Origin of the sequence: Pseudomonas entomophila (genome assembly GCF_013523125.1) — a bacterium.
Classification (GTDB): Bacteria; Pseudomonadota; Gammaproteobacteria; order Pseudomonadales; family Pseudomonadaceae; genus Aquipseudomonas; species Aquipseudomonas entomophila_B.
In genome coordinates, this window is sequence record NZ_JAAMQJ010000045.1 from 1 (window position 1) to 12,374 (window position 12,374).

Genomic DNA, 12,374 nt, shown 5'->3' on the forward strand with positions numbered 1-12,374 from the left:
GAAACCCTAACAACTTCAACCACTTGACTCGCTGCGATCTCTCGAAGCGGGAGGCGAATCATACAGCGTTACAACCTGCTGTCAACCACCTTTTTCACCGCTTCCGGTCGAAACCGAAGCCCTTCCAACACCGTCTCGATTCACACAACCTGTTGATTAACAAGGCGTTTATCGTTCCGAGTGCGTTGGAAGTGGTGCGCATTATAAGGGGATCTGAACGCCCGTCAACCGTTAATTTCAAAACCCTTCACTTTTCATAGAACCTGCCGACGGTTTGCCTTCTCGCGCCAGCCGACACTATATTGCCTGCCCTGCCCTCAAAGAACGTTGTTCACTCATGAGCCCCACCCCTGCGCCCGCTTCTCGTCTTCTATTACCTGTCGGCATGCTGGTATTTGCCATGGTGTCGATTCAATCCGGCGCAACCCTGGCCAAGTCCATGTTCCCGCTCGCGGGCGCACAAGGCACGACCACGCTGCGCCTGTTCTTCGCCAGTCTGATCATGCTGGCGCTGCTTCGTCCGTGGCGTGCACGCCTGAACGCCAGCGCCTGGCGCAGCGTCATCGTCTATGGCATCGCGCTGGGTGGCATGAACCTGCTTTTCTATATGGCGGTGCGCAGCATCCCGCTGGGTGTTGCCGTCGCCCTCGAATTCACTGGCCCCCTGGCTGTCGCCCTGTTCGCTTCGCGCCGCCTGATCGACTACGTGTGGATCGTGCTGGCCGTCGCAGGCTTGTTCATGCTCATCCCCATCGGGGCCGGGCAAGGCAGCGTTGATCTGTTCGGGGCAGCCTGTGCACTGGGCGCCGGCGCGTGCTGGGCGTTGTATATCCTGTTCGGGCAACGTGCCGGCGCCGAGCATGGCGTGCAGAGCGCCGCCCTCGGCGTGGTCATCGCCACGCTTTTCGTGGCGCCCATCGGCATCGCCCACGCTGGCGCTGCACTGCTGGATGTGTCCTTGATTCCCGTGGCAGTGGCTGTAGCGGTGCTGTCCACGGCCTTGCCCTACAGCCTGGAAATGATCGCGCTGACGCGCATGCCGGCGCGCACCTTCGGCATCTTGATGAGCGTCGAGCCAGTGGTCGCGGCCTTGGCTGGCCTGGTATTCCTGGGCGAAGTCCTTAGCAGCCTGCAGTGGCTGGCGATCGGCGCCATCATCACTGCGTCCATCGGCGCGACCCTGACCACCAACGCGTCGTCCGCCCCGCCGGTGGCGGCCGACTGACGTGCGAGATTTGTCATTTGAAAGCCCGTGAGTCATTGTAGAACCCTGGTGGTCTATCCAAACGGTCACAAAGTTGTCATCTTCGAGGGCTCTACTGACCGCGCACGGACGCCCCGTTTTTTCAGGGAGAACGATTATCCACGAACTCCACGCCACAGGTCGGGCTGGGTAAGGACAGGAATGAAGCGGATTGTTATCGTCTTGGCCATGTTGGCGATCGCCGGGTGTGCTGCCACCGCCAAGACAGAAGTCAAACGCGGCAAGAAGGGCCTGCACATCAACTGCAGCGGCCTGTCATCCTCCTGGGATCGCTGCTACGACAGGGCGGCCACTGCCTGCAGCAAGAAAGGCTACAGGGTGGTCGCGCGATCAGGTGATACCGACCAGGAGGAAGGCGACTACCTCTTCGGTATCAATCCAGCTGGCTATACCAGCCGCAGCATGATCGTCATCTGCAAATAGCTGAGGCTGACCGCTCCCTGCGTGCCGTCGAACCCTGTCCCGCTAGACTGCTTGCGTGCGCAGTTCAAGCCACGCTCGCGCTGCCCCCTCCACCCACGGCTGCAATCGTGCGCGCACCTGCGCGTGGTAGTCATTGAGCCATTGTCTTTCCGCCGTGCTGAGCTGCTCGATCAGCAGACAGCGCGTGTCGATCGGACACAGCGTGAGCGTTTCGAACGACAGGAACCGCCCGAACGCGCTTTCCCCTGCTTCGCGATTGACCACCAGGTTCTCGATGCGCACCCCCCACTGGTCTGGCCGATAGGTGCCTGGCTCGATCGACGTGACCATGCCAGGCAACATCGCCATGTGCGCTGCAGCACGAGCCTGGTAAGCGATGACCTGGGGTCCTTCGTGGACGTTGAGGAAGTACCCCACGCCATGACCGGTGCCATGGCCATAATCGACCTGGTCGACCCATAGCGGCGCTCGAGCGATGGCATCGAGGGCCGGCGACAGGATTCCCCGAGGGAACACGGCACGTGACAGCGCGATGACGCCTTGCAATATGCGCGTGCAATCGCGTTTCTGCGCGTCGCTTGGCTGACCGATCGGTACCATGCGTGTGATGTCCGTGGTCCCGCCTACATACTGCGCACCCGAATCGATGAGCAGCAGCCCGTCACCCTCGATCACTGCGTGGGCCTGTTCAGTGGCGCGGTAATGAGGCATGGCGCCGTTGGCATTGAAGCCGGCAATGGTGGCGAAGCTTGGCGACACGAAGCCAGGACGCTTGCGCCTCGCCGCCATCAGCAGGGCATCGACATCGAGCTCCGTGAGGTTGCCCTGCTCCACCTGCATCTCGAATGCTGCAAAGAATTCGCATAACGCTGCGCCATCCTGCTCCATCGCTTGCCGAATCTGCCGACACTCGTGCTCAGTCTTGCAGGCCTTGGCCAAGGTCGTGGGATTGAGCGCCTCGACCTGTTGCACGGTATCGCCTAATGCGTCCAGCCAGGCGCAGGTGGTCTTGGCAGGGTCGAACAACAGACGACTGCCTGGCGGCAACGCCGAGAGGGCCTCTGTCGCCTGGTCGTAGCCCTGGAGCGTGATGCCGTCGTCATTCAAACGCTGGCGGATGGCCGGATCGATCCTGTCCTGGGCGACGAACAGCACCGCCCGTGCCTGCCCGATCAATGCGAATGCCAGGAACACCGGGTTATAAGGCACATCGCTGCCGCGCAGGTTGAACAACCAGGCGATGTCGTCGAGGGTTGCCATGAAGTGCCAGTCCGCACCGTGGTCATGCATGGCCTGCCGCAGCGAGGCCAGCTTCTGCGCACGTGGGGTGCCGGCTTCAGGGGGCAAGTGCTCGACGATAGGCGCATTCGGCAGCACAGGGCGGTCGAGCCATGCCTTGTCGAGCAGATCATGATGGGTCATCAGCCTGGCCTGGCGCTGCGCCAAGCGTTGCCGCAACTGGCGCGCCGAAGCGAGCGACAAGGCCCTGCCATCCACAGCCACCACTTGGTCGGGCGCTGCCTGCGCCACGAGCCAGTCGAGCGCATCGGCCTGACCCGGGACCCATTTCATCAGTGTCACACCACTGTCGAGCAGCTCGCTGTGCGCTTGCTCCCAGTAGCGGCTGTCGACCCAGAGACCGGCAAAGGCATGCGTGACCACCAAGGTGCCCACGGACCCGGTGAAGCCTGACAGCCAGCGACGGCACTGCCAGTACTCGGGCAGGTATTCGGACAGATGAGGGTCGGCAGACGGTACCAGCAGGGCCTGTACGCCTCGCTGGCTCATCAGTTCCCGGACCCGTGCAAGCCGGGCGGGTATGACAGAAGGGGGGACGGCCTCGGTATTCATGGGTGCTCCTGCGCCAAGTCGAAAGGTCGGCCCTGATAATGGAGCAGCGCGCACGGCGTCGCAACGCACCTCGGCCCGTGCAGTACGAATGAACCTCACGCAGCCCGTCGAGTCAGCATGAATGGCCTGCAGCTGCTGGCAGCAGTCGAGGCGACGACGCCTGGCCATCGGCAATTGAAATTAAATGTTATAAAAAACCCCCTCACGCCTACGTATTTACACGCTTGTGGTGTCGCTTGCAGGTTGGTGATGGCGGCCACCACACGTATGATTCTGGCAAACCTTTTGCAGACTGGGACGCTATGTCTTTGATAGTGCTATTGCTTCTGCCCTTCATCGGCAGCTGCCTGGCGGCTGTCTTGCCGCACAACGCGCGCAATACCGAGTCGCTGCTGGCCGGCGCAGTAGCCCTGGCGGGCACCGTATACGTGGCGCTGCTCTATCCGCAAGTGGTCCATGGCGGCGTCATTCGCGAAGAGATCCTCTGGCTACCGAGCCTGGGCATGAACCTGGTGCTGCGCCTGGACGGCTTCGCCTGGCTTTTCTCGCTGCTGGTCCTGGGCATCGGCACGCTCGTCTCGCTGTATGCACGCTACTACATGTCACCCCAGGACCCGGTGCCACGTTTCTTCGCGTTCTTTCTGGCGTTCATGGGCGCCATGCTCGGCGTGGTCATGTCCGGCAATCTGTTGCAGATGGTGTTCTTCTGGGAACTGACCAGCCTGTTCTCGTTCTTGCTGATCGGCTACTGGCACCACCGCAACGATGCCCGGCGCGGCGCCTACATGGCGCTGATGGTGACCGGTGCAGGTGGCTTGTGCCTGTTGGTCGGCGTGCTGCTGCTCGGGCATGTGGTCGGCAGCTACGATCTCGATCAGGTCCTGGCCTCGGGCGAGCGGATCCGCCAGCATGCGCTGTATCCGGTCCTGTTGCCGCTCATCCTGCTGGGCGCCCTGACCAAGAGCGCACAGTTCCCCTTCCAGTTCTGGCTGCCCCATGCCATGGCCGCGCCGACACCGGTGTCGGCATACCTGCACTCGGCGACCATGGTCAAGGCCGGCGTGTTTCTCATGGCACGCCTGTGGCCTGCGCTGTCCGGTACCGAGGAATGGTTCTGGATCGTCAGTGGCGCGGGCGCCTGTACCCTGCTGCTGGGCGCCTTCGCTGCCATGTTCCAGAACGACCTCAAGGGCTTGCTGGCCTACTCGACCATCAGCCACCTGGGCCTGATCACGTTGCTGCTGGGCCTCAACAGCCCGTTGGCGGCCGTCGCGGCGGTATTCCATATCCTCAACCACGCCACGTTCAAGGCGTCCTTGTTCATGGCCGCCGGCATCATCGATCACGAGAGCGGCACGCGTGACATTCGCCGGCTCAGTGGGCTGTTCCGTCTATTGCCGTATACCGCGACGCTCGCCATGGTCGCCAGTGCCTCCATGGCCGGGGTTCCGTTGCTGAATGGTTTCCTGTCCAAAGAGATGTTCTTCGCCGAAACCGTGTTCATTAGCGCCACGGCCTGGGTGGAAATCGCCTTGCCGATCATCGCCACGCTGGCAGGGATCTTCAGCGTGACCTACGCCCTGCGCTTCACGGTCGACGTCTTCTTCGGGCCGCCAGCCGAAGACCTGCCGCACACGCCCCACGAACCGCCCCGCTGGATGCGTGCGCCCGTCGAGCTGCTGGTGCTCACCTGCCTGGTCGTCGGGATCTTCCCGGCGCAATCGGTCGGGCCGCTACTGGCTGCCGCCGCTCTCCCGGTGGTCGGTGGAACCTTGCCTGAATACAGTCTGGCGATCTGGCATGGCTGGAACCTGCCGCTGGTCATGAGCCTGTTGGCCATGGGCCTTGGCGTGGTGCTGTACCTGGTGCTGCGCAAGCAGTTCCGGCGCGGACGCCTGGCCTATCCGCCAGTGATCGAGCGGTTCAACGGCAAGCGCTTGTTCGAGCGCGGCCAGGTGCACCTGATGTTGCTGGCACGGCATGTCGAGAACGCGCTGACCAGCCGGCGTCTGCAGATGCAACTGCTGATGGTGGTGATCGTGGCGTTCCTCGCCGGGCTCGCACCTCTGCTCGACAGCGGCCTGACCTGGGGGGACCGGCCGAAGATTCCAGGTTCGAGCGTCTTCGTCGCGCTCTGGCTGATTGCCATCGCCTGCGCGATCGGCGCCGCCTGGCAAGCCAAGTATCACCGACTGGCGGCGCTGATCATGGTCGGGGTCTGTGGACTGATGACCTGCATCACCTTCGTCTGGTTTTCCGCGCCCGACCTGGCGCTCACGCAACTGGTGGTCGAAGTGGTGACCACCGTGCTGATCCTGCTGGGCTTGCGCTGGTTGCCGCGACGCCTGGAAGGTGTCCCACGCAGCCGTGCGCGCATCGACCGCCCCCGCCTTCGACGCCTGCGCGATCTCCTGCTCGCAGGGTTGGTCGGGGGCGGCATGGCGTTGATTTCCTATGCCATGCTCACGCGCCCGACGCCCAACGACATCTCGTCGTTCTACCTGAGCCGTGCCCTGCCCGAAGGGGGCGGCACCAACGTGGTCAACGTCATGCTGGTGGACTTCCGCGGCTTCGATACCCTGGGCGAAATCACTGTCCTGGTCGCCGTGGCGCTGACGGTCTTTGCCCTGTTGCGTCGCTTCCGCCCACCGAAGGAAAGCATGCAGCTGCCTTCGCAGCAGCGACGCATGGCGCCGGACGTGGTCACCGACCTGGTGAATCCACGCCAGGCCACCGATACCGCACTCGGCTTCATGATGGTGCCTGCAGTCCTGGTGCGCCTGCTCTTGCCGATGGCCCTGCTGGTCTCGATGTACCTGTTCATGCGCGGCCACAACCAGCCCGGCGGCGGCTTCGTGGCAGGTCTGGTGATGTCGGTCGCGTTCATCCTGCAGTACATGGTGGCCGGCACGCAGTGGGTCGAAGCCCAGATGAGCCTGCGCCCCTTGCGCTGGATGGGGACCGGCTTGATGTGCGCCACGCTGACGGGCGTTGGCGCCCTGCTGCTCGGCTATCCGTTCCTGACCACCCATACCGCCCATTTGAACCTGCCGGTGCTGGGCGAGGTGCATTTCGCCAGTGCGCTGTTCTTCGATGTCGGGGTCTACACCGTGGTGGTCGGCTCGACCTTGCTGATCCTGACCGCCCTCGCCCACCAGTCGGTACGCGCCTACCGTCCGGGGCTGGCCTCCAAATCCCGTCCTGCAGGAGCTCGTTGATGGAAGAAGTCATCGCCGTCGCCATCGGTGTCCTGGCCGCCTCGGGTGTCTGGCTCATCCTGCGCCCTCGGACCTACCAGGTCATCATGGGGCTCTGCCTGCTGTCCTATGGCGTCAACCTGTTCATCTTCAGCATGGGCAGCCTGTTCATCGGCAAGGAGCCCATCATCAAGGACGGCCTCCCGCAGGATTTGTTGCACTACACCGACCCCCTGCCCCAGGCGCTGGTATTGACCGCCATCGTCATCAGCTTCGCCATGACGGCGTTGTTCCTGGTGGTGATGCTCGCGTCGCGCGGCCTGACCGGGACCGACCACGTCGATGGCCGGGAGCGTGAGGAATGAGCGACATGAATCATCTCATCGTCGCGCCCGTGCTGTTGCCGCTGTTGACCGCCGCGTTGCTGCTGCTGATCGGCGAAAAGCATCGCCCCCTCAAGGCGCGCCTCAACCTACTGTCGACCTTGCTGGGCCTGGGGGTGGCCATGACGCTGCTGTTCTGGGTACGCGCGCACGGGCAGGCCGAATCGATCGGGGTCTACCTGCCGGGCAACTGGCCGGCGCCGTTCGGCATCGTCCTGGTGGTGGATCACCTGTCGGCCTTGATGACTACACTGACCGGCGTGATTGCCGTGTGTGCGCTGCTGTTCGCCCGTGCCCGATGGGACGCTGCAGGCGCCAGTTTCCACGCCCTGTTCCAAATCCAGTTGATGGGGCTATACGGGGCCTTCCTGACGGGTGATCTGTTCAACCTGTTCGTGTTCTTCGAGGTGCTGCTGGCCGCGTCCTACGGGCTGCTGCTGCACGGCTCCGGCCGTGCGCGGGTCAAGGCGGGGTTGCACTACATTGCCATCAATCTGTTCGCTTCGTCTCTGTTCCTGATTGGCGCTGCCATGCTGTACGGGGTGACGGGCACCCTCAACCTGGCCGACCTGGCGGTGAAGATTCCTCTGGTGCCAGAAGCTGATCGCGGTTTGCTGCATGCCGGTGCGGCCATCCTGGCCACCGCCTTCCTCACCAAGGCAGGCGTCTGGCCTCTGAACTTCTGGCTAGTGCCGGCATACGCTTCAGCAAGCGCGCCTGTCGCGGCCTTGTTCGCCATCATGACCAAGGTGGGCCTCTATGCGGTGCTGCGCGTCTGGACACTGCTGTTCTCCGCGCAAGCCGGCGCTTCGGCCTTTTTCGGCGGGCAGTGGCTAGTGTATGGCGGGTTGGTCACGCTGGCCGTGGCCGCTGTCTCGATGCTGGCAGCGCAGCGTCTGGAACGCATGGCCGCCCTGAGCATCCTGGTGTCGGCCGGTACCCTGATCGCAGCCGTCGGTTTCGGGCAGCCTATCCTGATCGGCAGTGCGCTGTTCTATCTGGTCAGCTCGACCTTGGCCCTGTGCGCCCTGTTCTTGCTGGCCGAGCTGATCGAGCGCTCACGCTCGGTCAACGAGATGCCGCTGGACGAGGAGGAAGGGCCGATTCCGGCACTGCTCGAATCGCTGCACCCGCCCAAGGGCATCAACCTGGACGACGAGCAGAAAGCCGTAATCGGCCAGGTGATTCCGTGGACGATGGCCTTTTTGGGCTTTGGTTTCATCGGCTGTGCATTGTTGATCATCGGCATGCCGCCGCTGTCCGGTTTCATCGCCAAGCTCGGCTTGATCAGCGCCCTGTTCAACCCGGCCGGGCTGGGCATGCCCACCCCGACGCCCCTCAGCGCCAGTGGCTGGATGCTGGTGATCCTGCTGATCCTGTCAGGCTTGGCGTCGCTGATCGCCTTCGGTCGTATCGGCATCCAGCGTTTCTGGAAACCGGAAGAACGCCCCTTGCCCGTCCTGCGACGTTTCGAATGCCTGCCGATCGCCATCCTGCTCGCCCTGTGCATCGGCCTGAGCCTCAGGGCCGAACCCCTGTTGCGTTACACCCAGGACGCAGCCGCGCAACTGAGCGCGCCCAAGAACTACATCAATGCCGTCATGAGTACGCGTCCGATTCCAGGCCCTACTTCACTCGCTGCAGAGGCCACACCATGAAGCGGCTATTTCCTGCACCACTGCTCTCGTTGGCACTGCTGCTGCTATGGCTGATGCTCAACGTGTCGGTCAGCCCTGGGCAGATTCTGCTCGGCATCGCATTGGGCGTCCTGGCACCCCTGCTGCTTGCACCGTTGCGTCCGCAGCAGGCACGCATCCGTCGCCCGGCAGTGATCCTGCGCCTACTGGGGCGTGTCGGCCTGGATGTCATTCTGTCGAATCTGCAAGTCGCGCGCGGCGTGCTCAGGATGCGCAAGCGTCCGCCTCGCTCGGTGTTCATCCATGTCCCGCTGGACCTGCGCAATGCCCACGGCCTGGCGGCCCTGTCGATGATCACCACGGTGGTGCCGGGTACCATCTGGTGCGAGCTGGCACTGGACCGCAGCCAGCTGTTGATGCATGTATTCGACCTGAGCATGGAAGAACACGTGTTCGTCGAACACTTCAAACGCATCTACGAACGCCCACTCATGGAGATCTTCGAATGATCGGCCTATTGCCCAGCGCCCTGATCGTCAGCCTGTTCATCTTCATCATCGCCATGGCGCTGGCGCTGGTCAGGCTGTTCCGCGGTCCGTCGGCGCAGGACCGGGTACTGGCGCTGGATTACCTGTACATCCTGGCGATGCTGACCATGCTGGTGCTGGGCATACGCTATGCGAGCGACACCTATTTCGAAGGTGCCTTGCTGATCGCGTTGTTCGGTTTCGTCGGCTCGTTCGCCCTGGGCAAGTTTCTGTTGCGTGGAGAAGTGATCGAATGAATGAAGCCACGGTACTGCCCTTTTGGCTGGACCTCGCGATGTCGGCCTTGCTGATCACTGGCAGCCTGTTCGCGCTGATCGGTGCGTTCGGCCTGGTCAGGCTCAAGGATTACTTCCAGCGCATGCATCCGCCCGCCTTGGCCTCGACCCTTGGCGCCTGGTGCATCGCGCTGGCCTCGATCCTGTACTTCTCCTGGCTCAAGGAAGCCCCCGTGCTGCATGCATGGCTGATTCCCGTGCTGTTGTCACTCACGGTACCCGTCACGACGCTGTTGCTTGCCCGTGCAGCGCTGTTTCGAAAGCGTGCGGCAGGCGACGATGTCCCCGCGGAAATCAGCGACGGCGATCGCAGCGGCAACTGAGCACGGCGCACCGTGCTCCTCGACGCCACCGATCTATTCGCTGGCCTTGAACGTCGTCAGTTCGCCCTTGCGCCATTTGGCGACCTTGCCAGTAACGGCCTTGAGGGTCTTGGCCAGCCCTTCGCGCAGTTGCTCGTGCGCCGCGAACACCAGCACGGCCGTGTGAGCCTCGCGAAACACGATGCCTTCCCCTTCCGATGTGGAGACGTACGCATAGTCGCCTACGCCATACACGCTCAGCTTGATGTCGCGGAAACGGATATCCAGTTTGCCTCCGTCGCGGCTTGGCAACACCGCCGCGCGGAAGTGGTCGCCTACCTTCAGTTCCAGCCGTTGTTTGTCATCGACCACCAACGCGCTGTCCGTATCGATTTCTGCCATGTAGAGACCTTCGGCATTCTGCTCGGTCACGTACACGTAACGCCCTTGAAACTGCTTGACCAGTTTGGCCCGCAAATCACCCAACACGAACAGCGCGTGGGTATCCAGAGTACTGACTGCCAATGAACAATTCCTCACATCAGGTCTATCCCGTGCCTCGCGAACAGACGAATGCTAAAGCGACGGTGCTTCAATCGAAGATAAGGGGTCGGCGTCCCATCGTCTGTACATATTGGCAACAGCGGACGCAGGAAAACTGACGGGTGCCAGCACGCTTTTGCCAAGGAGCGGACGTCGTCGAATGCGTTGTTCGACGTCGCCAGATACGACATCACAACGGCCAAAAGATGCAATAGATAGGCGCCCGCTGACTCATCCAAAGCGCCCCTTCGTCAGGAGGCGCATGGCAAGGAGAGGACTATGCCCGAAAACAGCGAAACCCGTCGAGCGACTTCAAGGATTTCTCATGCCAGCAAGGGGGGCTTGCCCTAGGCCTAGGCCTCGCCTCGTGTCGAAATGATCCTTGCCGGCGTGAATGTCTTTCATAATACCGGACAGGTGGCTTGCGAAGCACGCATGCCACCCTCGATCAGATCTGACGCTGGTGCCGATCGAGCTGCTCGTGCCGCTCCTGGGCCTCGATGCAGTACTTGGTCGTCGGGCTGATCAACAGACGCTGCAGGCCGATGGGTTCACCGCTGTCATCGCACCAACCGAAGCTTTCATCCTGGATTCGACCCAACGCCATTTCGAGCTGGGGTAGCAGGCGCTGGTCGCGTTCGATGGCATTGACCAACCAGTGACGCTCCTCCTCGACCGAAGCCACATCGGCCGGATCGGACGGCGTGTCGAGGCTTTCGATGGTGGTACGGCTCTGCTCGATGCGCTCATGGGTATCGACTTTCATCGACTGCAGCAGTTCGGTGAAGAACGCGAGCTGCTCAGCGTTCATGTAGTCATCGGCCGGCATGGCCAGCAACTGTTCCTTGGTCATCGATTTCTCTATGAAAATACGTGCATTTAGGCATTACGGATGCCATCGGGAACCGCGCCCCGACAGCGGAAGGGGTCGAGCGCCATGCAGCGCTCCTTTACAGGGGGCGGCAGTCTAAGACGCCACGTCGTGCTGGGCAACAGAAATGAGGGGAAATCGACCGAAGTGGCCGACAGGCTACCTCGAGCCTCCAGGGTCGTTCGACGCACCCGGCGCCGGGACGCCGTGGCGCGCTCTGGCATGCAGCCGTGGGCCGGTGGTCCGACGCGGCACACCGTGATCGGTGCACCGGCGCAAAGGCCTCGGCGTGGCGAGGCCACCTAACGGTGCTTGAAGTCAGGCTCGCGCTTGGCCATGAAAGCCTGCATGCCTTCTTTCTGATCCTCGGTCGCGAACGCTGCATGAAACACACGCCGCTCGAACCGAACACCTTCACTGAGCGTGCCTTCGAAGGCACGGTTGACGCACTCCTTGATCATCAAGGTCGCCGGCAGCGACTTGTTGGCGATGCGCTGCGCCGTTTCCAGTGCGTCTTCCAGCAAGCGTGCCTGTGGGACCACGCGGGCGACGAGACCTGCACGCTCGGCCTCCTCGGCGCTCATCAAGCGACCCGTCAGGCACAGCTCCATGGCCTTGGCCTTGCCCACGGCCCGTGTCAGGCGCTGCGTGCCCCCCATGCCCGGCAGGACGCCCAGGTTGACTTCAGGCTGACCGAAGCGCGCCGTGTCGGCCGCCAGGATGAAATCGCACATCATCGCCAGTTCACACCCACCCCCCAGGGCGAACCCACTGACGGCCGCCACAAGGGGTTTGCGTCGGTTGGCGACGTTGTCGGACGCACTGAACAAGTTGTCCAGATAGATGCTGGGATAGGTCAGCGTCGCCATCTCCTTGATATCGGCCCCGGCCGCGAACGCCTTGTCCGAACCGGTCAGTACGATACAGCCGATTCCTGGATCCTGCTCGAAGTGCTCGAGCGCCTGGTTGAGCTCCTCGATCAGTTGCGCATTCAAGGCATTGAGCGCCTGGGGTCGGTTCAAGGTGATCAGGCCGACGCGGCCTCGGACCTCGACCAGCACGGTGTCGAACGTCATGGGC

The 12,374-nt window shown here is 62.6% G+C and carries 12 protein-coding genes and 1 pseudogene; 9 read left to right on the plus strand and 4 right to left on the minus strand.

What is annotated here, in order from left to right; genetic code table 11:
* The 3 genes and pseudogenes from G7007_RS22045 to G7007_RS18870 form a co-directional block, all read left to right on the plus strand.
* Positions 1-260, plus strand: a pseudogene (locus tag G7007_RS22045) (hypothetical protein); the annotation flags it as partial.
* Between the two features lie 77 nt (positions 261-337).
* Positions 338-1,225 carry a threonine/homoserine exporter RhtA gene (rhtA, locus tag G7007_RS18865; protein ID WP_181104207.1) on the plus strand — a complete coding sequence of 296 codons (888 nt, stop codon included), beginning with the start codon at positions 338-340 and terminating at the stop codon, positions 1,223-1,225.
* A 180-nt stretch (positions 1,226-1,405) separates the two neighbouring features.
* Positions 1,406-1,687 (plus strand): hypothetical protein, encoded by a 282-nt coding sequence (locus G7007_RS18870; RefSeq protein ID WP_060393318.1) that lies wholly within the window; start codon positions 1,406-1,408, stop codon positions 1,685-1,687.
* A gap of 42 nt (positions 1,688-1,729) precedes the next feature.
* Here the strand turns inward: G7007_RS18870 and G7007_RS18875 are convergent, their stop codons facing one another.
* Positions 1,730-3,538, minus strand: coding sequence for an aminopeptidase P family protein (locus tag G7007_RS18875; RefSeq protein ID WP_181104208.1), 1,809 nt, complete (start codon positions 3,536-3,538; stop codon positions 1,730-1,732).
* A gap of 302 nt (positions 3,539-3,840) precedes the next feature.
* Between G7007_RS18875 and G7007_RS18880 the strand changes: the two genes are divergently transcribed.
* From G7007_RS18880 to G7007_RS18905, 6 genes are read left to right on the plus strand one after another with little or no spacing between them, the layout of a single operon-like run.
* Entirely contained in the window at positions 3,841-6,756 is a 2,916-nt protein-coding gene (locus tag G7007_RS18880) for a monovalent cation/H+ antiporter subunit A (protein ID WP_181104210.1), read from the plus strand.
* Positions 6,756-7,100, plus strand: coding sequence for a Na+/H+ antiporter subunit C (locus G7007_RS18885; RefSeq protein ID WP_181104212.1), 345 nt, complete (start codon positions 6,756-6,758; stop codon positions 7,098-7,100). The genes G7007_RS18880 and G7007_RS18885 overlap by 1 nt, the downstream gene beginning before the upstream one ends.
* A complete protein-coding gene (locus G7007_RS18890; RefSeq protein WP_181104214.1) occupies positions 7,097-8,776 on the plus strand; it encodes a monovalent cation/H+ antiporter subunit D in 1,680 nt (559 codons plus the stop codon). Before G7007_RS18885 ends, G7007_RS18890 begins: the two co-directional genes overlap by 4 nt.
* The gene (locus tag G7007_RS18895; protein ID WP_181104215.1) at positions 8,773-9,264 is read left to right on the plus strand and encodes a Na+/H+ antiporter subunit E; all 492 of its coding nucleotides are present in this window, start codon (positions 8,773-8,775) and stop codon (positions 9,262-9,264) included. Before G7007_RS18890 ends, G7007_RS18895 begins: the two co-directional genes overlap by 4 nt.
* Positions 9,261-9,539 (plus strand): K+/H+ antiporter subunit F, encoded by a 279-nt coding sequence (locus G7007_RS18900; RefSeq protein WP_181104217.1) that lies wholly within the window; start codon positions 9,261-9,263, stop codon positions 9,537-9,539. Before G7007_RS18895 ends, G7007_RS18900 begins: the two co-directional genes overlap by 4 nt.
* Positions 9,536-9,901 (plus strand): Na+/H+ antiporter subunit G, encoded by a 366-nt coding sequence (locus G7007_RS18905; RefSeq protein ID WP_181104219.1) that lies wholly within the window; start codon positions 9,536-9,538, stop codon positions 9,899-9,901. Before G7007_RS18900 ends, G7007_RS18905 begins: the two co-directional genes overlap by 4 nt.
* 33 nt (positions 9,902-9,934) lie before the next feature.
* On the opposite strand, the gene G7007_RS18910 is transcribed toward G7007_RS18905, so the two are convergent.
* The 3 genes from G7007_RS18910 to G7007_RS18920 all read right to left on the minus strand — a co-directional run bounded on the left by G7007_RS18910 (position 9,935) and on the right by G7007_RS18920 (position 12,370).
* Positions 9,935-10,405 (minus strand): hypothetical protein, encoded by a 471-nt coding sequence (locus G7007_RS18910; protein ID WP_181104220.1) that lies wholly within the window; start codon positions 10,403-10,405, stop codon positions 9,935-9,937.
* Positions 10,406-10,871: 466 nt separating this feature from the next.
* Positions 10,872-11,276: a TraR/DksA family transcriptional regulator gene (locus tag G7007_RS18915; protein WP_181091436.1), complete on the minus strand. Its 405-nt coding sequence runs from the start codon at positions 11,274-11,276 to the stop codon at positions 10,872-10,874.
* A 320-nt stretch (positions 11,277-11,596) separates the two neighbouring features.
* On the minus strand, positions 11,597-12,370 hold the full coding sequence (locus G7007_RS18920) for an enoyl-CoA hydratase (RefSeq protein WP_181104222.1): 774 nt from the start codon (positions 12,368-12,370) through the stop codon (positions 11,597-11,599).
* Positions 12,371-12,374: the final 4 nt, after the last annotated feature.